This window comes from Bradyrhizobium sp. 604_D8_N2_3, assembly GCF_051810765.1.
GTDB classification, from domain to species: domain Bacteria; phylum Pseudomonadota; class Alphaproteobacteria; order Rhizobiales; family Xanthobacteraceae; genus Bradyrhizobium; species Bradyrhizobium barranii.
The window spans coordinates 8947343-8966594 of the sequence record NZ_JBPWPM010000001.1 but is presented as its reverse complement, the minus strand read 5'-3'; the positions used below and the strand labels follow the sequence as shown (position 1 = coordinate 8966594).

Here is a 19252-nt window from a genome sequence, read left to right as displayed (position 1 = left end):
TGGGGAACCCGCATTCCCTCGTCAATGGCTGTCGGCGGAAGCCGCAACCTTAATTGTTGGTAGGGATTCGTCAGCCTTCAGCATCTTTTCCAGCGTTTCCAGCCGGTCAGCCTCGCGCGGCGGCTTGTCCCAGCGCAGCCGGCTGATTCGGGGAAAGCGCATGGCGACGCCGGATTTGTGCCGCGGGGAACGCTGCAGCCCCTCGAACGCCACCTCCAGCACCAGCCCCTTGTCGCGCTCGTGCACGACGTGGCGCACGGGGCCGAATTTCTCGGTGGTGTTGCGGCGGACGAAACGGTCGATCTGCAAGAGCTCCTCGTCGGTGAAGCCGAAATAGGCTTTTCCGACCGGCACCAGCTCGTCGCCGGCTTCGCCCTCGGTCCAGACGCCGAAGGTGTAATCGGAGTAATAGGACGAGCGCTTGCCGTGGCCGCGCTGCGCATACATCAGCACGGCGTCGATGATGTGCGGATCGCGCTTCCACTTCCACCACTGGCCTTTTGGCCGCCCCGGCAGGTAAGGCGCATCGCGCCGCTTCAGCATGACGCCTTCGACGGCATCGGCATCTTCGCCCGCGCCGGCACTCGCGGGATCGGCGCGCGCCGCGGTCAGCGCCTGCCAGCTTGCGAACGGCACGGTGGGCGACAGGTCGATGCGGGGATCGTCGAGCTTGCCGATGAACGTCTCCAGCCGTTCGCGCCGCTCCGCGAAGGGCAGCTCGCGCAGATCGTTCTCGTCGTCGCCGAGCAGATCATAGGCGCGCAAATGGATCGGAAACTCCTTGATCAGCTTCGGCGAAACGACCTTGCGGTTGAGGCGCTGTTGCAGAACATTGAAACTCTGCACGCGGCCTTCGCGCAGAATCAGAAGCTCGCCGTCGATTGCGCCTGCGAGCCGCAGCGACGGCACGAGGTCCGGAAAGCTCCCCGTGATGTCCTCGCCGGTGCGCGAATAGAGCCGCGCCGTGATCTGCCCGTGCTCATCGCGGCCCGCCACCGCCTGCACGCGGATGCCGTCCCATTTCCATTCGGCGATGTAGTCGGCGGGATCGAGCGCGGCGAAATCCGTGTCCTCGATCGCGTGCGCGAGCATCACCGGGCGGAACGGCGCGGGATCGCGATTGACCGGCTTTTCGCCGCGGCCTTCCAGCCAGGCGAACAGGTCGAGATAGGGAGGGCTGAGCCCCGGCCAGATCAGCTCGACCTCATGCGGGTCCTTGTCGCCGAGCGCCGCGGCCGCGGTCTTCGCCAGCCGCGCGGAGATGCCGATGCGCAGCGCGCCGGTGACGAGCTTCAGCAGCGCCCAACGGCCGGTCTCGTCAAGCTCGTCGAGCCAGCGTTCGAGCTGCTTTGGCAGCTCGGTCTTGCCGAGCGTGCGCAGCGTGGTGACGACTTCGGTGAGGGTGGGGGGCGGTGGGTTGTTGTGGTTGCTTGGATGTGTGGACTCATGAGCATCCCGCCCGCGGTACCCCTCTCCCTGCCCCTCCCCCGCATCCGCCTTCGCTCTTCGAGCTACGGCGGACAAGAGGGGGGAGGAAGTATGTTCCTGATGCGAAATTGACTCGCCCGCGTTTTTCGGCGTCTTGCTTGTCGATTGCTCCGCGCTCTGTCCCTCCCCCCTCTTGTCCGCCGAAGCTTTAGCGAAGGCGGATGCGGGGGAGGGCGGGGGAGAGGGGTGGCCCGGAAAAGACTTTCCGTTGCCGGGCACCCGCCGCGGCCACATCAGCGCCACGGTCTCCGAGAGATCGCCGACGTAGTCGTAGGACAACCCGAACAGCACCTCATCCGTGCGCGCCGCGATCAAATCGCGGATCAGCGCGGGCTTGGCATGCTTGAAGCTCAGCGCGCCGGTCAGCGCGGCCAGGGCGTAGCCGCGGTCGGGATCACCGACCTCGCGGAAATAGCCGGTGATCAGCCGCAGCTTGTTGTTGCGGCCGGGCTCGTAGGCGAGGCGATCCAGCAGTTCGGCGAAGCGGTTCATGCTTCGGCCTCATCTTGAAGCGGCGTCTCGCTCTCCTCCTCCTCGCCATAGCCGACGAGATCGAGCGGCTGCGCGCGAAGACCTTGCGACTTGCACCAATGCACCAGCGCATCTTCCTGGCCGTGCGTCACCCAGATCTCGCCGGCGCCGGTCGCGGCGATGGTCGCGGTGAGGCCGTCCCAATCGGCGTGGTCGGAGATCACCAGCGGCAGCTCGATGCCGCGCTGCCGTGCGCGGGCACGCACCCGCATCCACCCCGAGGCAAAGGCGGTGACGGGGTCGGGAAAGCGCCGCGTCCAGAGGTCCGAGGTGGCCGACGGCGGCGCCAGCGTGATGGTGCCGGCGAGCGCCGCCTTCTTGACGCCCATCACCGGCTTGAGCTCGCCGAGATTGACCCCTCGGCTCTGATAGTACTCGGTGATCTTCTCCATCGCGCCATGCAGGTAGATCGGTGCGTCATAGCCGGCCTGTCGCAACAGCGCGATCACGCGCTGCGCCTTGCCGAGCGAATAGGCTCCGACCAGATGCGCGCGCTCGGGAAACAATGCAACGGAGGCCAGCAGCTTCCTCACCTCGTCGGCGGCGTCGCCATGGCGAAACACCGGCAGGCCGAAGGTGGCTTCAGTGATGAAGACGTCGCAGGGCACGAGTTCGAACGGCGTGCAGGTCGGGTCGGGCGCATCCTTGTAGTCGCCGGAGGCGACGATGCAGGTGTCCTTGCAGGTCACAGCGATCTGCGCCGAGCCCAGCACATGACCGGCCGGGTGAAACGTCACACGGACGTCGCCGAGCCCGATCTCCTCGCCATAGCGGATCGCTTGCGTCGAGCCGGCAAAGTTCTCGCCATAGCGCAGCCGCATCATGTCCAGCGTTTCCTGCGTTGCCAGCACCGCGCCATGGCCGGCGCGGGCGTGGTCGGAATGGCCGTGGGTGATCACGGCCCGCTCGACCGGGCGGACAGGGTCGATGTGGAAGGTGCCGGGCTTGCAGCACAGGCCGTCAGCAGTTGGCAGCAGGATGTCTTGCGGACGCATGTGCGTCATATAGGGAGCGGCCACCCCAAATGAACCCGTCTTCGCGGGCTTGCCGTCTCCGCTAGGCTTCGCCGGCCCGGCGGTGTAAAAGCCCGCCGAAGCCAATTGGCGGAGGCGGGACCCGCGCCTCCATCCTTTTAAACAGTTCGCTTTTTGATGGATTGCCGGCTCGAGCCCGGCAATGACGAGCCGAGTTCCTATGCCCCTGCGCCTGTTCCACTCCTCCGGCGATCTCATGGCCGACCGCCGTTTCGAGTTCGCGCGCGACCTCCAGCTCAAGGGCGATCTGCCCGCCGCCGCCGACCTCATCGAGCAGGCGCTCGAACTCGCGCCCGACTTCACTTCGGCCTGGTTCACGCTCGGCGAGATCCGTCAGCAGCTCGGCGAGGGCGACAAGGCGATCGCGGCGTTCCGGAAAGCATGCGACTGCGACCCCGAGGACCAGCACGGCGCCGGCCTGCATCTGATGCGGCTCGGCGACGCGCAGATGGCGGAGATGCCCAAGGCCTACGTGCAGGCGCTGTTCGACCAGTACGCGCCGCGCTTCGAGCACACACTGATCAACGATCTCGACTATCGCGCACCGTCGCTGATCTTCAAGGCGGTGGTGGCCGCGCGCGTCGCCGCGAAGAAGCCGGCCTTGTTCAAGCGCACCATCGATCTCGGCTGCGGCACCGGGCTTGCGGCGGCTGCCTTTGCAAAGCAGGTCGATCATTTCATCGGCATCGATCTGTCGCCCGGCATGATCAAGGAGGCGCGCGCCACCGAGCTCTATGCCGAGCTCGAGGTCGCCGACATGATCGAAGGCCTGCGCACCAAGGGCGATACGAGCGCGAACCTCGTCGTCGCCGCAGATGCGTTCGTCTATCTCTCCGATCTCGCGCCGGTGCTCACGGAAGCGCAGCGCGTGCTCGTATCCGGCGGCGTGCTCGCTTTCACGCTGGAGACGCATGACGGCAGCGGCATCGTGCTCGGCGAAGGCCTGCGCTATGCCCATTCGGCGGAATATGTGCGTGACGCGATGGCGAAGGCCGGGCTCAAGCTGCTGACATTGGAGCCGGCATCGCCACGCATCGAGAACAACGAGCCGGTGCGCGGCCTCGTCGTCGTCGCCGAGAAAACTTGAGTTTAGGCGCTAAAAACCCCGCGATTTAAGCGTCATTGCGTCGCAAAGCGGCGTCTTCCTACTTGCGAGCCGTGCTGCGTTGCCAGCACAATGCGCGCACTAGGGAGAAACAAAAATGACCAAGAATCCATCGCGGCGCGATTTCAGCGCCGGTGCGCTCGCCACCATCGCTGCATCCACCTTGCCTGCGCCGTATGTCTGGGCCGCGGAGAAGAAATACGATGCGGGCGCCAGCGACACCGAGATCAAGATCGGCCAGACCGTGCCGCATTCCGGGCCCGGCTCGCTGTACGGCGTGCTCGGCCGCATCGGCGAAGCCTATTTCCAGATGCTGAACGAGAAGGGCGGCATCAACGGCCGCAAGGTCAAGTTCCTCACCATGGACGACGCCTACAGCGCGCCGAAATGTGTCGAGGCGACGCGGCGTCTGGTCGAGCAGGAGGAAGTGCTCGCGCTCTACGGCTCGCTCGGCACCGCGCCGCAGACCTCCGTGCACAAATATCTCAATTCCAAGGGCGTGCCGCAACTGCTGCTCAACACCGGCGCGTCCAAGTGGAACAATCCGAAAGAGTTCAAATGGACGATGGCGGGCCTGCCGCTCTATCCGACCGAGGCGCGCATCCTGGCGCGGCACGTCCTCAGCGTGAAGCCGAATGCCAAGGTCGGCATTCTCTACCAGAACGACGATTTCGGCCGTGACTTCCTCGGTCCGTTCAAGAAGGTGCTGGCGGATGCCGGGGGCACCGCGCAGGTGATCATGGAGCAGACCTACGATCTGACCGATCCGACCGTCGATTCCCAGCTCATCAATCTCTCGAAATCGGGCGCCGACGTCTTCTACAACATTTCCACCGGCAAGGCGTCGTCGCAGTCGATCCGCAAAGTGGCCGAGCTCGGCTGGAAGCCGCTGCAATTGTTGTCAGCCGGTTCGACCGGTCGTTCGATCCTCAACGCAGCAGGCCTCGAGAACGCCACCGGCATCGTCGCCATCCGCTACAACAAGGAAGTCGGCCTGCCCAAATGGGAGAAGGACCCGGACGTGATGGCGTTCGAGGAGCTGCGCAAGAAGTACACGCCGGCGATCGATCAAGACAACACCATCGCCTTTGCCGGCTACGGCCAGGCCGTCACCATGGGCGAGATCCTGCGCCGCTGCGGCGACGATCTCACCCGCGCCAACGTGCTGAAGCAGGCGTCCACGCTCGCAGGCTTCCACTCGCCCTATTTCCTCGACGGTGTCGCCTACAGCTACACGCCCGAGGACTACACGCCGATGAAGACGCTCTTCATCTCGACCTTCAGCGGCAAGGACTGGGACATCTCCGACAAGCCGATGTCGGAGTAGGTGCGGGCAGGGTGCCGTAGGGTGGGCAAAGGCGCACTCGCGCCGTGCCCATCATCTCTCCGAACACCTCGGTGCGAATGGTGGGCACGCTTCGCTTTGCCCACCCTACGAGACCTATTCACATCCCCACCCCTCGACGAACCCACCCCCACGGCTTACCTGTGATGCCGTGCCGCCCCGCATCCTCAAAATCCCGGCCGAGCCGGCCACGCTGCTGCCCGACCGCTTCCAGGCGTGGTTCGCGGCCCGCGGCTGGTCGCCGCGTGAGCATCAGCTCGCGCTGCTGGACGAGGCGCGCGAGGATCGTTCCGCACTGCTGATCGCACCCACCGGCGCGGGCAAGACGCTGGCGGGATTTCTGCCGACGCTGGTGGAGCTCTCGACGCAGCCGGTCGAACGGGACGGAAGGGCGAAGCAAAGCCTCATCTCCACCGGTCGCGATGTTCACCGCAGCGATGGCCTGCACACGCTCTACATTTCGCCGCTGAAAGCGCTCGCCGTCGACATCGCCCGCAATCTCGAGCGGCCGATTGCGGAGATGGGGCTGCCGATCAAGGTCGAGACCCGCACCGGCGACACGCCGGTGTCGCGGCGGCAGCGCCAGCGGCGCTATCCGCCCGATATCCTGCTGACGACGCCCGAGCAGGTCGCGCTGCTGCTCTCCTCCGACGACGCGCCGTTCCTGTTCTCCTCCTTGAAGCGCATCGTGCTCGACGAGCTCCACGCGCTGGTGACGTCCAAGCGCGGCGATCTGCTTTCGCTGGGTCTGGCGCGGCTCTGGCGGCTGGCGCCGCAGCTGCGCGCGATCGGCCTGTCGGCGACCGTGGCCGAGCCGGACCAGCTTGCGCGCTTCCTGGCGCCGCAGCCCGGCGGGAAGGAGGCGGCCGCCGACATTGTCGTCGCCGGCGGTGCCGCGCCGCCGCTGGTCGAGATGCTGGATACCCGCGAGCGCCTGCCCTGGGCCGGCCACAGCGCGCGCCACGCGCTTCCCGAAATCTACGAGCTGATCAAGGCCAACAGGACCACGCTCGTCTTCGTCAACACCCGCAGCCAGGCCGAGATGCTGTTCCAGAATCTCTGGAGCATGAACGACGACAACCTCGCGATCGCGCTGCATCACGGCTCGCTCGACGTCGCCCAGCGCCGCAAGGTCGAGGACGCGATGTCGGCGGGCAGATTGCGCGGCGTGGTCTGCACCTCCTCGCTCGACCTCGGCGTCGACTGGGGCGATGTCGATCTCGTCGTCAATATCGGCGCGCCCAAGGGCGCCTCGCGCCTGATGCAGCGGATCGGCCGCGCCAATCACCGTCTCGACGAAGCCTCGCGCGCCGTGCTGGTGCCGGCCAACCGTTTCGAGGTGCTGGAGTGCCGCGCCGCGATCGATGCGATCGCCGAGAATGCGCAGGATACGCCACCCTTGCGCACCGGCGCACTCGACGTGCTGGCCCAGCACGTGCTCGGCCGCGCCTGCGGCGAGCCGTTTCTGAGCGATGATCTCTACGGCGAGGTGCTCACGGCCGCGCCTTACTCAGATCTCGCCCGGCAGGATTTCGACGACGTCGTCGATTTCGTCGCCTCCGGCGGCTACGCGCTGAAGACCTATGAGCGCTTCGCCCGCATCAAGCAGGACAAGCAGGGGCGCTGGCGTGTCGCCAATCCAAAGGTGCGGCAGAGCTATCGTCTCAATGTCGGCACCATCGTCGAGGAGCCGATGCTGAAGGTGCGGCTCGTTCGTGGGCGCTCCACCGGCAGCGGCTCGACCGGCGTCATCGCGCGCGGCGGCCGCGTGCTCGGCGAAATCGAGGAATATTTTATCGAGGGCTTGATCGCCGGCGACACCTTTGTGTTCGGCGGCGAAGTTGTGCGCTATGAGGCGTTGGCCGAGGATCAGGTCTATGTCTCCCGCGCCAACGACAAGGACCCGAAAGTGCCGTCCTATATGGGCGGCAAATTTCCGCTCTCGACCTATCTTGCCGAGCGCGTGCGGCGCCTGCTCGACGACCGCCGTGCATGGAATGGTTTGCCCGAGCAGGTGCGCGACTGGCTGTCGTTGCAGAAAGACGTCTCACGTGTGCCCGGCGTGCGCGAGCTGCTGGTCGAGACCTTTCCACGCGGCAACAAGCATTATCTCATTTGCTATCCCTTCGAGGGCAGGCTCGCGCACCAGACGCTGGGCATGCTGCTGACGCGGCGGCTGGAGCGGATGCGCGCCCGGCCGCTCGGCTTCGTCGCCAATGAATATGCGGTGGCGATCTGGGGGCTTGGCGATGCCTCCTTCATGATCCGCAACGGCGAGCTTAATCTCGACGCGCTGTTCAACCCGGACATGCTCGGGGACGATCTCGAAGCCTGGCTCGCGGAATCCGCGCTGATGAAGCGCACCTTCCGCAATTGCGCGCTGATCTCCGGCCTGATCGAGCGGCGCTTCACCAGCGAGGACAAGAGCCGCCGCCAAGTGCTGTTCTCGACCGATCTCGTCTACGACGTCCTGCGCAAGCACCAGGCAGATCACGTGTTGCTGCGCGCCGCCCGTGCCGATGCCGCCACCGGGCTGCTCGACCTGCGCCGTCTCGGCGCCATGCTTGCCCGCATCCAGGGTCGTATCACGCATCGGGAACTCGATCACGTCTCGCCGCTCGCCGTCCCCGTGATGCTGGAAATCGGCCGCGAGTCAGTCTATGGCGAAGCTGGTGACGAGCTCCTGGCGGAAGCCGCCGACGAGCTGGTCAAAGAGGCGATGTCGTAGAGAATTTTACCAGTGGTGCGCGCAACTCCATCCACATCGTCATGCCCGGGCTTGACCCGGGCATCCACGTCTTTGCTTCCGCGGCAAGAACGTGGATGGCCGGGACGAGCCCGGCCATGACGGAGCAAGTGGCACTATCAATCACTTCAACGCTTGCACTGGATATCGCCGGTGTGACCTTCGCAACCGATCTCTCCGGTGCGCTGTTCTGGGAAGAGCAACGCCTGCTCGTCGTCTCCGATCTGCATCTGGAAAAAGGGTCCAGCTTCGCCACGCGCGGTGTGCTGCTGCCGCCTTACGATACGTTGGCAACGCTGAGCCGTCTCGCTGCTGTCATCTCCCGCCATAATCCCCGAACGGTTGTCGCGCTCGGCGACAGTTTTCACGACCGAACCGCGCATGAGCGGTTGTCGTCCGACGATCGCGATGCTGTTGCCGCACTCCAGACCGGCCGCGATTGGATCTGGATCTCGGGCAATCACGATCCGATGCTGCCGCGCGATCTGGGCGGGACCGTCGCCGACGAAGTCGCGATCGGCCCAATCACCTTCCGTCATGAGCCGACAGGTGCGCGCGGCGAGATCGCCGGCCATCTGCATCCGAAGGCGCGCGTCTCCGCACGCGGCCGCTCGATGGAACGCCGCTGTTTCGCCAGTGACGGGATGCGCGCGGTGATGCCCGCCTTCGGCGCCTATGCCGGCGGTCTCAGCATCCGCGATGCCGCGTTCGCAAAGATCTTTCCCAGTAATGGCTTTGTCGCCCATCTGCTCGGTGACCGCCGCGTCCACGCTATTGCGGCCTCGCGCTGTTATTGAGATCCCGGCCTCGCGCGAACCCGGATCCATCGGGCTCGTCAACGGAAAATAGGACAGGACTACGTCCAGTACTTATCCGGAATCGCCTAAGTCCATAGGTACCTCTAACTTGCCAATTGCCGGGGCTGGATTTCATCCCGAACACGATTGCAACCGGCAAAGGGGTCGCTGCGAGGCGGCCCCTTTCGATTCCGCCAGTCGGACTTTGTCCCCAGATCCGGAACAAATTAAGAACACTTTAGCAAGTCTTTGATATATCATTGTGATTCGGCGCGTTGCCGACACAATATCTAGCGTCCGTCAGACTTTGCGAGGACTACATGTCCACCATCGCCTTCGATCAATTTGCCCTCACCCGGATCGCCGATTTCGCGCGCTCGCTGTCGCGGCTGCATCAGGCCGCGCGGCGCTACGCGGTCGATGACGACCAGTTCGACCGCGAGTTCAACGCGGTGTGCCAGTCGATCTGGGGCTACACCATCGACGACGTCAGCGACGATCTGTTCTCGACCGAGGATCATCTGTTCCTCGACACGCTGGACGAAGCGCATGCGCGCATCTTCGCAGCCGAGCAGGGTTACGATCTCATCGGCGAGGCGGGCATGCTCACCGACTGGTGGGGCTTCTGCTGGATGATCCTGGCCGAGAAGCGCGGCCTGCTGACTCAGGAAAACCGCGCCGCCGCGCGCGCGGCGATCGAGGAGAAATATCTGGCGGCCCCGAACGTGATCGGGGTGATCATCGGGAGATGACGCAGCACTCTCCGTCACTGCGAGCGTAGCGAAGCAATCCATAATCTGTTCGCGGTGACAGACTGGATTGCTTCGCTGCGCTCGCAATGACGACTTTGATTCAGTTGGGGCTTAGTCCAGCCCCGCCCGCTTCGCCGGCTTCTGTGCTGGGGTCTTCGGCACCGTCACGTCAGGCAGCGCCTCGCGCACGATCTCGACTGAGGCCGGCGCATCCGCCGCGACCGTCTCCGCGCGCACCGGTGCCACCTTCATCTCGCCGAGCCGCGCGCGGACCTGCGCGGTGAGGCCCGGGTAGGAGGCAACCGGCGTGAAGTCCGCAGCCTGGTCATTGCCGACGCGGATGCCGGTATAGGCGACGAGGCCGTCGCTGGTCGCGATCACGTCGCCGGCTTTCAGCGAGGAATCCAGCGCGAGATCGACCGGGGCGAGGCCGACCGGCTCGCGGCCGTTGCAGGTGCAGTCGGCACGCAGCGCCTTGCGATAGGCGAACGCGTTTTCGCTGTCGGCGTAGCGCTCGCCGGTCTGCGAAGCGGCGCCGTCGATCGAAGAGCCGAAATAGACCTTTGTCGTGGTGGCAGGACAGAACGCCTGACACATCTGGGCGGGCGAGGCGAGGCCGCGCATCAGCGGGAAATATTTGCCGTCGCAGGTGCGCACGCAGAAGGCCGGGCCCGAGCCGCCGGCCGCCGCCGCGCGTGTCGGTGGCACATATTGCGGGTTTGCGGGATTCTGCTGGCTGGCGAAGGGATCGGCAAAGGAGTTCGACTGCTGCGGAACCTCACGCTGCGGCCGGGGCCGCTGCATTCCGCCGAAGAAGAAGTCGAACAGGCCTTCGGCCGAAGCCGGGGCTGGAGCCGCAAGCAGCGGGGCCGCCAGGCTGGCGGCCACAAGCATCGCGCGACGCGCATGGGACAAGGCTGTACGCAATGCTCACTCCGACGCTACTGAACCGGCCGGAACCTTCCGAGGTCTCGGCACATGATTCACCATAGTGCTGGATGGTAAATGAGCAGTTGAGCGGAGGCGATTTCAAGTCGAGGCCGTGACCTCTTCAAGGCCGGGCACAGCTTCCGGCGGATGGTTGCTTCCGGGCAACGCCCGGGCATGGACGGACTGTCTCGCGGCCTTAAGCCTTCAGGAACTCCGACGCCTTGTACAGCGAGCGGAACGGCAGGCCGGCCGCGCCAAACGTATCGGTGGCCCCTTCCTCGCGGTCGACCATGGTCAGCACCAGCACCACCTCGGCGCCGGTCTCGCGCACCGATTCCACCGCCTTCATCGCCGAGCCGCCGGTGGTGGTGACGTCCTCGACGATCACGACGCGCTTGCCTTCGAGCGTCTCGCCCTTGGGCAGACCTTCGATCGCGAGCTTCGCGCCGTGCTCCTTCGGTTTCTTGCGCACGAAGAACGCTGCGATCGGATGGCCCTTGATCCAGGAGATCTGCGCCAGCGCGCCGGCCAGCGGCACCGCGCCCATCTCGAGCCCGCCGATGAAGTCGAGCTGGTCGTCCTTCAGCGCCTCATAGGTCAGCTCGGCGAGCAGCGTCGCGCCCTCGGGGTCGAGCATGGTCGGCTTGAGGTTGAAGTAGAAATCGCTCTTGCGGCCCGACGCGAGCGTGACGTCACCGCGGCCGAAGGAGCGCCGGCGGATGATTTCGAACAGGCGGGCGCGGGAGGCAGATTTCGACACGGCGGTCCCTCGGGGCTTTTTGGAGGTGGCGGAATTTATCCGCGACGGCCGCGACATTCCAGAGGGGACCGGTCGAGTCAACAGGGATCGGCCATCCCGGTCCGCCAGTTGTGGGGGTGCAACCTTCTGGAGTAGTTGGATGCCAGATATCTCGGGGAAGGAAATGCCTGAATGACCATCGAGCTGCACACCTGGAACACGCCGAACGGCCGCAAGATCTCGGTCGCATTGGAGGAAATGGGGCTGCCTTACAAGGTGGTGCCGGTGAACATCACCAAGGGCGAGCAGATGGCGCCGGGCTTCCTGAAGCTCAGCCCCAACAACAAGATCCCCGCGATCGTCGACCCCGAGGGGCCGGACGGCAAGCCCGTCAGCATCTTCGAGTCCGGTGCGATCCTGCTCTATCTCGGCGAAAAGACCGGCAAATTCCTGCCGAAATCGCTCGCCGGGCGCATCCCCGTCTATGAATGGCTGATGTGGCAGATGGGCGGCTTCGGCCCGATGCCCGGCCAGGTGCACCATTTCATCGCGCTCGAGAACGAGCAGGATCGCGCCTATGGCCTGAAGCGCTACATGGCGGAGACGCGCCGGCTCTACGGCGTGCTGGACCGCCGGTTGGAGGCCCACGACTTCGTCGCTGGCGACCTCTCGGTTGCCGATTTTGCCATCCTGGGCTGGGCCTGGCGCCACCCTCGCCACAAGGTTGAGCTGGCCGATTTTCCCAACGTCAAGCGCTGGTATGAGGCGCTGATGGCCCGTCCCGCGGTGAAGCGGGGCATGGACGCGAAGCTGGATTGAGGGGCCTTTTTCCCTCCCCCCTTGTGGGGGAGGGTGGCTCGCCGCGCAGCGGCGAGACGGGTGAGGGGTCTGTCTCCGCGAGTCCAGCTGTCTTCGAATGCGCGGAGAAAGACCCCTCATCCGGCGCTTCGCGCCACCTTCTCCCACAAGGGGAGAAGGAAGAAAAATAATCACACCTTCTTCGCTTCCACCGCCATCCGCACCGCAAGCCCGGCCAGCACCGTGCCCATCAGCCAGCGCTGCACCAGCATCCAGCTCGGCCGGCTCGCCAGGAACAGCGCGATCGACCCTGCTGCAAGTGCGATCGTCGCGTTGACGCTGACGCTGATCGCGATCTGGATCGCCCCCAACACCACCGACTGCGTCAGCACGCTGCCGGCGGTGGGATCGATGAACTGCGGCAGCAGTGCCAGATACAGCATCGCGATCTTCGGATTGAGCAGATTGGTGACAAAACCCATCGCGAACAATTTGCGCGAGCTGTCGATCGCAAGCTGCTTCACCTGGAACGGCGAACGTCCGCCCGGCTTCACCGCCTGCCAGGCCAGCCACAGCAGATAGCCCGCGCCGGCAAAGCGCAGCGCGTCATAGGCAAAGGGAATGGCGAGCAAGAGCGCGGTGATGCCGAACGCCGCGCACAGCATGTAGAACACGAAGCCGAGTGCCACTCCGCCGAGCGAGACGATGCCCGCCGCCGGCCCCTGCGTGATCGAGCGCGAGATCAAATAGATCATGTTCGGCCCCGGCGTGAGCACGAGACCAAGGCAGACGAGAGCGAAGCCGAGCAGGGCGGAGGTGTGGGGCATGCGTGAACCGGTGTGGGAGACGACACCGTTCTAATGTGCGCCGCGCGGCGGAGCCATCGCGCAATTGCACGGAGGACAATTCGAGTCCCGCATCTCACCCCAACGTCGTCCCCGCGAAAGCGGGGACCCATACCCCCAGGGAGGAGTTTGAGGCTGGATCGTCATGGGCAATCTTCGCCCAACTCGATCCTGTGGTTATGGGTCCCGGCGTTCGCCGGGACGACACCGTGCTGGTGGAGACATCAATGCGCCTCGTCCCAATTCTTCGCCGCGCGCGCATCGACATGCAGCGGCACCGACAGGTTCACGGCCGGGAACGGCGCGTCCTGCATCACGTGCTGCACCACCGGGAGCGTCGCCTCTACCTCGGCGTCAGGCACCTCGAAGATCAGTTCGTCGTGCACCTGGAGCAGCATCTGCGCCGACAGCTTCTTCTGGACCAGGGCATCCTCCATCCGCGTCATGGCGCGGCGGATGATGTCGGCGGCGGTGCCCTGGAGCCGCGCGTTGATCGCGGCGCGCTCGTTGAAGGCGCGCACCGAGGCGTTCGAAGCCTTGATGTCGGGATAGTACATCTTCCGGCCGAACAGCGTGGTGACATGGCCGTTGCTCCGGCAGAAGTCGCGCGTCTCGTCCATGTAGGCGCGGATGCCGGGGAAGCGCTCGAAATACTTCTTGATGTAGGCGGAGGCTTCCTCGCGCGCGATGCCGAGCTGGTTGGCGAGGCCGAATGCCGAGATGCCGTAAATGATGCCGAAATTGATCGCCTTGGCGCGGCGCCGGATTTCGCTCGGCATGCCCTCGATCGGCACGCCGAACATTTCGGAGGCCGTCATCGCGTGAATGTCGAGCCCGTCCTTGAACGCCTGCTTGAGGACGGGAATGTCGGCGATCTCGGCGAGCAGCCGCAGCTCGATCTGCGAATAGTCGGCGGAGACGAGCTTGTGCCCGGGTGTCGCGATGAAGGCGCGGCGGATCTTTCGCCCGTCCTCGGTGCGCACCGGGATGTTCTGCAGATTCGGCTCGTTCGACGACAGCCGGCCCGTCGTGGTCGCGGCCAGCGCGTAGGTGGTGTGGACGCGATGGGTCTGCGGGTTGACGTAGGTCGGCAGCGCGTCGGTGTAGGTCGATTTCAGTTTCGAAACCTGGCGCCACTCCAGGATCTTCTTCGGGAAGTCGTGGCCTTGCTCGGCAAGTTCGTCGAGCACCTGCGCGGTCGTCGACCATGCGCCGGTCTTGGTCTTGGTGCCGCCGGACAGTCCCATCTTGCCGAACAGGATGTCGCCGATCTGTTTGGGGCTGCCGACATTGACGGGCTCGCCCGCGATCTCCTGGATCTCGGCTTCGACGCGCGCCGCGGTCTGGGCGAAGTCGCCTGATAGCCGCGACAAGACCTGGCGGTCGATCGAGATGCCGCGCCGCTCCATGCGCGCGAGCACCGACACCAGCGGCCGCTCCAGCGTCTCGTAGACGGCGGTCATGTGCTCGGCGACGAGGCGCGGCTTCAGCACGCGCCACACGCGCAAGGCCATGTCGGCGCCTTCCGCCGACAGCGGTGCGGCCTTGTCGATCGGCACCTGGTCGAACGTGATCTTGCCCTTGCCGCTGCCGAGCAGCTCGCTCTCCTTCAGCATGGCGTGGCCGAACCAGCGCTCCGCGAGCGCTTCGATCGCGTGCGAGCCGCGGCCGGCATCGAGCACATAGGAGATCAGCTGCGCATCGTCGGCGTTGCGCAGCGTGATGCCGTGCTGCGCCAGCATCACGGCGGTGAACTTGACGTCGAAGCCGATCTTGAGAATGCCCGCCGATTCCAGCACCGGCCGCAGCGCTTCGATGGCGTCGGCATGCTTGACCTGGTCCGGCGCGAGGCCCGTGTCGAACAGGCCGGCGCCGCCGCCGGACTGCTTGTGCGCGAGCGGCACGTAGCAGGCCTCGTTCGGCGCCAGTGCCAGCGCGATGCCGCACAGATCGGCCTGCATCGGATCGATGGAGTTGGCTCTCGTCTCGATCGCGACATGGCCGGTGTCATGGATGCGCGCGACGAAGGCATCGAGCTCCTTGAGCGTCTTGATCGCCTGGTATTTGCTGCGGTCGACCGGCAGCTTGCGCAGCGCCTCTTCGCGCGCGGCGGCCAGTGAAATCGGCGAGCCCTTGAGACCGGCCGACTTATCGCCCTTGTCGCCGCCCGTTGCGGTCGCGGCTGGAGCGGCGAAAAGATCGCCGGAGATCTCCGACGTTTTTGCCTTGGCGGCGTCGCCGCCGGCCCTGGCGCCGCTGCTGTTCGACGCATCGGCATCGACATTGGCGGGATCGATCTGCGAATAGTCGGCGACGCGGCGTGTCAGCGTGGTGAATTCCATCGCCTTCAGGAAGGCAATCAGCTTGCGCGCGTCGGGCTCGTGCACTGCGAGATCGTCCAGCGGCACCTCGAGTTCGACCTTGTCGTCGAGCAGCACCAGCTGGCGCGAAATCCGCGCCTTCTCGGCATTCTCGATCAGCGCCTCGCGCCGCTTCGGCTGCTTGATCTCGGTGGCGCGGAACAGAAGCTGCTCGAGATCGCCATATTCGACGATCAGCTGCGCCGCGGTCTTGATGCCGATGCCGGGCACACCGGGCACGTTGTCGGTGGAATCGCCGGCCAGCGCCTGCACTTCGACAACTTTCTCCGGCGGCACGCCGAACTTCTCGATCACCTCGGGGATTCCGATACGGCGGTCCTTCATGGTGTCGTACATCATGATCTTGTCGTTCACGAGCTGCATCAGATCCTTGTCGGAGGACACGATGGTCGTGTGGGCGCCGCGGTCGCTGGCCTGTCGCGCATAGGTCGCGATCAAATCGTCGGCCTCGAATCCGCTCTGTTCCAGGCAGGGCAAATCGAAGGCGCGCACGGCTTCGCGGATCAGCGCGAATTGCGGGATCAGATCATCGGGCGCGGGCGGCCGGTGCGCCTTGTACTCGGGATAGATCTTGTTGCGGAAGGTGACTTCCGACTTGTCGAACACGATCGCCAGATGCGTCGGGCGGTTGTCCGCGGGCATGTCGCGCAACAGCTTCCACAGCATGTTGCAGAAACCGAGCACGGCGTTGACCTGCAAGCCATCGGACTTGCGGTTCAGTGGCGGCAGCGCGTGATAGGCGCGGAAGATGTAGCCGGAACCGTCGACCAGGAAGATGTGGTCGCCCTTGCCGGCCACCTTCGCCGCGACCGGTTTGGCAGCAGGCTTGTCAGCAGCGGGTTTGGTGTCGGCTTTGGCGGCGGTCTTCGGGGATGTCGTTGGGGAGCTTTTGGGCATGGCCGCAATGTATGAATTTTTGCGGGCTTTGACAGCCTTGAGCGGGGGATTTTTGGGCCGCTGGTGCCGCTATCCCCACTGTCGTTCCCCACATCCCCGCTGTCATTCCCCGCGAAGGCGGGGAAACCAGTACGCCGCGGCTTCTCGGCTCGATCACTGGCGTCTCGGCGTACTGGGTCGCCCGGTCGAGCCGGGCGACGACACCGAGAGGGCGGCTACTCCGCCGCCTGCAACACTGGCCCCGCCTTCTTCGGCGCGATCCAGAACGTCTGCGGCCGTTCGAACAGGAAGCGGGCATTGAGCCGCAATGCGACGTACCAGATCGCGAGCGATCCGATCACGCCGACGATGGTGACGATCAGCGACACCGTGCCGATGTCGGCAATGATGCCGGCGCGCAGCAGCAGCGTTCGTGTCGCCGCCATCGGCAGGAAGAAGGCGAGGTAGATCACGATCGAATGCTCGCCGCAGAAGCGGAAGAAGTTCAACCACTGTGCGCGCGCGAGCAGCGTGCCCATCGTGATGATGGCGCAGGCGCCGGCGAAGCCGAGCGCGAGCGAGACGATCTTCCATTCGCTGGCGCCGAGCGCGACGAGGCCCGCATTGACCAGCGCCCAGGTCGCAAGCGCCGCCAGCGCGAGTGCGGGATGGTTGCGCGCGCGATCGGACAGCGCGAACACGTAAGGCGCGAACAGATATCCCGAATAGAAATAGACGAAGCGCGCGCAGAATTCGTCGATCGCGGTCCAGCCGGTCGAGATGCGCGCCGTCTCCAGCGCGGCAGCGATGAGCCAGATCGCCAGCGGCGGGACTCGCCGTGTCAATTTTGTGACCACGAAGAAGATCGGCAGCAGGTAGATGAACCAGAGCGTGCCGAACGGTTCGACGAAGGATTCCAGATACAGCAGGCCGGCCTCGCGCCAGCTCGTCTCCGCCGCGAATGCCGGTGCCTTGAAGCCGAACTGGATTGTCACCCAGACGACATAGAAATAGGCGAAATGCACCACCTTGCGGTCGAGATAGGTTCGCCAGTCCCGATCGATCACCAAGGGCAGGAACAGGCCCGAAATCAGGAAGAAGTCCGGCATCCGGAACGGCTTTGCGAAGGCCACGGCGACATGCATGAAACCGGTCTGGCCGGCCGCGATCTCCACCCCCAGCACCGAGTGCATCATCACGACCATGACGATGCAGATGCCCTTGGCATAGTCGACCCAGTCGACACGTGCGGGCGAGGGGGCCTTGGAAAGCCCGCTCGCGGCGATTGTGCCTGATAGTGCCATGGTGTCCCGTTTCGAGGCGCGGTCCGCCCGGCTCTGTGCGGACGTGGCGCAGTGTGAAGCCTTGCGGTTTAAGGTTTCTTTACCGGTACAATTCGCGTGCCGGTTTTTGCATCCGGGCTGTTCTCTCCCCTCAGGAAAATGCTAAACCGCTCGAGTTGGGGTTTCGTTAACCAAGCTGGAACAGGGTTTTTCATGCGAATCGCGATGATCGGAACGGGCTATGTGGGACTGGTGTCCGGAGCCTGCTTTGCGGATTTCGGTCACGACGTCACCTGCGTCGACAAGGACGAGAAGAAGATCGCGGCGCTTCATCGCGGCGAGATTCCGATCTACGAGCCCGGCCTCGACGAACTGGTCGCGACCAATGTGAAGGCCAAGCGGCTCGACTTCACCACCGATTTGTCGAAGCCGGTCGCGGACGCCGATGCCGTCTTCATCGCGGTCGGCACGCCCTCGCGCCGCGGCGACGGTCACGCCGATCTGTCCTATGTCTACGCCGCCGCGCGCGAGATCGCGCAGTCGCTGTCGGGCTTCACCGTCGTCGTGACCAAGTCGACCGTCCCGGTCGGCACCGGCGACGAGGTCGAGCGCATCATCCGCGAGACCAACCCTGCGGCGGACGTCGTCGTCGCCTCCAACCCCGAATTCCTGCGCGAGGGCGCGGCGATCCGCGACTTCAAGTATCCCGATCGCGTCGTCGTCGGCACCTCCGACGAGCGCGGCCGCAAGGTGATGGGCGACGTCTATCGCCCGCTGTCGCTGAACCAGGCCCCGCTGATGTTCACGGCGCGCCGCACCGCCGAGATGATCAAATACGCCGCGAACGCGTTCCTCGCGACCAAGATCACCTTCATCAACGAGATCGCCGATCTCTCGGAAAAGGTCGGCGCCGACGTGCAGGAAGTCGCGCGCGGCATCGGCCTCGACAACCGCATCGGCACCAAGTTCCTGCATGCGGGGCCCGGCTTCGGCGGCTCCTGCTTCCCGAAGGACACCAAGGCGCTGATCAAGATCGCGCAGGACTATGACGTGAGCCTGCGCATCGTCGAAGCCGTGCTGGCCGTCAACGAGAACCGCAAGCGCGCGATGGCGCGCAAGGTCAGCCAGGCGCTCGGCGGTAGCTTGCGCGGCAAGACCATCGCCGTGCTCGGCCTCACCTTCAAGCCCGACACCGACGACATGCGCGATGCGCCGTCGATTCCGCTCGTCACCGGCCTGATCGACATGGGCGCGACGGTCAAGGCTTTCGATCCCGTCGGCATGGAGCAGGCCAAGGGCGAGCTGCCGAACATCACCTATTGCGAGGACGCCTATTCCTGCGCGCAAGGCGCCGATGCGCTCGTCATCGTCACCGAATGGGTGCAGTTCCGCGCGCTCGATCTCGGCCGGCTGAAGGCGACCATGACGCAGCCCGTCGTCGTCGATCTCCGCAACGTCTACCGTCCCGAAGACATGGAAGCCGCCGGCTTCACCTACGAGAGCATCGGCCGTCCGCCGGTGCAGGGCTGACGGTCCACTGCCGCAACGATTTCGTCATGGCCGGGCTTGTCCCGGCCATCCACGTCTGTTTCTAGTCGAAGA

14 protein-coding genes are annotated in these 19252 nt (G+C 65.1%); 7 read left to right on the top strand and 7 right to left on the bottom strand.

Annotation, left to right across the window (positions count from 1 at the left end; genetic code table 11):
• Positions 1–21 precede the first annotated feature (21 nt).
• Both AB7245_RS43115 and AB7245_RS43110 read right to left on the bottom strand, forming a co-directional pair.
• Positions 22–1980 carry an ATP-dependent DNA ligase gene (locus tag AB7245_RS43115; protein WP_439035669.1) on the bottom strand — a complete coding sequence of 653 codons (1959 nt, stop codon included), beginning with the start codon at positions 1978–1980 and terminating at the stop codon, positions 22–24.
• On the bottom strand, positions 1977–3014 hold the full coding sequence (locus tag AB7245_RS43110) for a ligase-associated DNA damage response exonuclease (protein ID WP_085398189.1): 1038 nt from the start codon (positions 3012–3014) through the stop codon (positions 1977–1979). The genes AB7245_RS43115 and AB7245_RS43110 overlap by 4 nt, the downstream gene beginning before the upstream one ends.
• Before the next feature lie 199 nt (positions 3015–3213).
• On the opposite strand from AB7245_RS43110, the gene AB7245_RS43105 reads away from it, so the two are divergent.
• The 5 genes from AB7245_RS43105 to AB7245_RS43085 all read left to right on the top strand — a co-directional run bounded on the left by AB7245_RS43105 (position 3214) and on the right by AB7245_RS43085 (position 9798).
• Positions 3214–4140, top strand: coding sequence for a class I SAM-dependent DNA methyltransferase (locus AB7245_RS43105; protein WP_085398187.1), 927 nt, complete (start codon positions 3214–3216; stop codon positions 4138–4140).
• 115 nt (positions 4141–4255) lie between these two features.
• Positions 4256–5485 carry an ABC transporter substrate-binding protein gene (locus AB7245_RS43100; protein WP_085398188.1) on the top strand — a complete coding sequence of 410 codons (1230 nt, stop codon included), beginning with the start codon at positions 4256–4258 and terminating at the stop codon, positions 5483–5485.
• 169 nt (positions 5486–5654) lie between these two features.
• Positions 5655–8231: a ligase-associated DNA damage response DEXH box helicase gene (locus tag AB7245_RS43095; protein ID WP_354080244.1), complete on the top strand. Its 2577-nt coding sequence runs from the start codon at positions 5655–5657 to the stop codon at positions 8229–8231.
• A gap of 116 nt (positions 8232–8347) precedes the next feature.
• On the top strand, positions 8348–9046 hold the full coding sequence (gene pdeM / locus AB7245_RS43090; RefSeq protein WP_085398435.1) for a ligase-associated DNA damage response endonuclease PdeM: 699 nt from the start codon (positions 8348–8350) through the stop codon (positions 9044–9046).
• Positions 9047–9366: 320 nt separating this feature from the next.
• Positions 9367–9798 carry a hypothetical protein gene (locus AB7245_RS43085; RefSeq protein WP_014491352.1) on the top strand — a complete coding sequence of 144 codons (432 nt, stop codon included), beginning with the start codon at positions 9367–9369 and terminating at the stop codon, positions 9796–9798.
• A gap of 111 nt (positions 9799–9909) precedes the next feature.
• Here AB7245_RS43085 and AB7245_RS43080 read toward each other — a convergent pair whose 3' ends face one another.
• Both AB7245_RS43080 and pyrE read right to left on the bottom strand, forming a co-directional pair.
• Positions 9910–10692 (bottom strand): DUF2865 domain-containing protein, encoded by a 783-nt coding sequence (locus AB7245_RS43080; RefSeq protein ID WP_071909165.1) that lies wholly within the window; start codon positions 10690–10692, stop codon positions 9910–9912.
• A gap of 232 nt (positions 10693–10924) precedes the next feature.
• The gene (gene pyrE / locus AB7245_RS43075; RefSeq protein WP_014491354.1) at positions 10925–11488 is read right to left on the bottom strand and encodes an orotate phosphoribosyltransferase; all 564 of its coding nucleotides are present in this window, start codon (positions 11486–11488) and stop codon (positions 10925–10927) included.
• Positions 11489–11659: 171 nt separating this feature from the next.
• Here pyrE and AB7245_RS43070 point away from each other — a divergent pair, with 171 nt between their 5' ends.
• Positions 11660–12286, top strand: coding sequence for a glutathione S-transferase family protein (locus AB7245_RS43070; RefSeq protein ID WP_038959906.1), 627 nt, complete (start codon positions 11660–11662; stop codon positions 12284–12286).
• 170 nt (positions 12287–12456) lie between these two features.
• Here the strand turns inward: AB7245_RS43070 and AB7245_RS43065 are convergent, their stop codons facing one another.
• The 3 genes from AB7245_RS43065 to AB7245_RS43055 all read right to left on the bottom strand — a co-directional run bounded on the left by AB7245_RS43065 (position 12457) and on the right by AB7245_RS43055 (position 17671).
• Positions 12457–13092: a LysE family translocator gene (locus AB7245_RS43065; protein ID WP_085398437.1), complete on the bottom strand. Its 636-nt coding sequence runs from the start codon at positions 13090–13092 to the stop codon at positions 12457–12459.
• Positions 13093–13334: 242 nt separating this feature from the next.
• Positions 13335–16388 (bottom strand): DNA polymerase I, encoded by a 3054-nt coding sequence (gene polA / locus AB7245_RS43060; RefSeq protein WP_085398438.1) that lies wholly within the window; start codon positions 16386–16388, stop codon positions 13335–13337.
• Between the two features lie 215 nt (positions 16389–16603).
• On the bottom strand, positions 16604–17671 hold the full coding sequence (locus tag AB7245_RS43055) for an acyltransferase family protein (RefSeq protein ID WP_085398439.1): 1068 nt from the start codon (positions 17669–17671) through the stop codon (positions 16604–16606).
• 192 nt (positions 17672–17863) lie between these two features.
• Between AB7245_RS43055 and AB7245_RS43050 the strand changes: the two genes are divergently transcribed.
• Positions 17864–19180, top strand: a complete 1317-nt coding sequence (locus tag AB7245_RS43050; RefSeq protein ID WP_354080250.1) for a UDP-glucose dehydrogenase family protein — start codon at positions 17864–17866, stop codon at positions 19178–19180.
• Positions 19181–19252 lie beyond the last annotated feature (72 nt).

Bases quoted from the DNA above. Each gene is read 5' to 3' on its own strand.
- AB7245_RS43115 (WP_439035669.1), bottom strand. From the start codon at position 1,980: ATGAACCGCTTCGCCGAACTGCTGGATCGCCTCGCCTACGAGCCCGGC.
- AB7245_RS43110 (WP_085398189.1), bottom strand. From the start codon at position 3,014: ATGCGTCCGCAAGACATCCTGCTGCCAACTGCTGACGGCCTGTGCTGC.
- AB7245_RS43105 (WP_085398187.1), top strand. From the start codon at position 3,214: ATGCCCCTGCGCCTGTTCCACTCCTCCGGCGATCTCATGGCCGACCGC.
- AB7245_RS43100 (WP_085398188.1), top strand. From the start codon at position 4,256: ATGACCAAGAATCCATCGCGGCGCGATTTCAGCGCCGGTGCGCTCGCC.
- pdeM (WP_085398435.1), top strand. From the start codon at position 8,348: ATGACGGAGCAAGTGGCACTATCAATCACTTCAACGCTTGCACTGGAT.
- AB7245_RS43085 (WP_014491352.1), top strand. From the start codon at position 9,367: ATGTCCACCATCGCCTTCGATCAATTTGCCCTCACCCGGATCGCCGAT.
- AB7245_RS43080 (WP_071909165.1), bottom strand. From the start codon at position 10,692: ATGCTTGTGGCCGCCAGCCTGGCGGCCCCGCTGCTTGCGGCTCCAGCC.
- AB7245_RS43070 (WP_038959906.1), top strand. From the start codon at position 11,660: ATGACCATCGAGCTGCACACCTGGAACACGCCGAACGGCCGCAAGATC.
- AB7245_RS43065 (WP_085398437.1), bottom strand. From the start codon at position 13,092: ATGCCCCACACCTCCGCCCTGCTCGGCTTCGCTCTCGTCTGCCTTGGT.
- polA (WP_085398438.1), bottom strand. From the start codon at position 16,388: ATGCCCAAAAGCTCCCCAACGACATCCCCGAAGACCGCCGCCAAAGCC.
- AB7245_RS43055 (WP_085398439.1), bottom strand. From the start codon at position 17,671: ATGGCACTATCAGGCACAATCGCCGCGAGCGGGCTTTCCAAGGCCCCC.
- AB7245_RS43050 (WP_354080250.1), top strand. From the start codon at position 17,864: ATGCGAATCGCGATGATCGGAACGGGCTATGTGGGACTGGTGTCCGGA.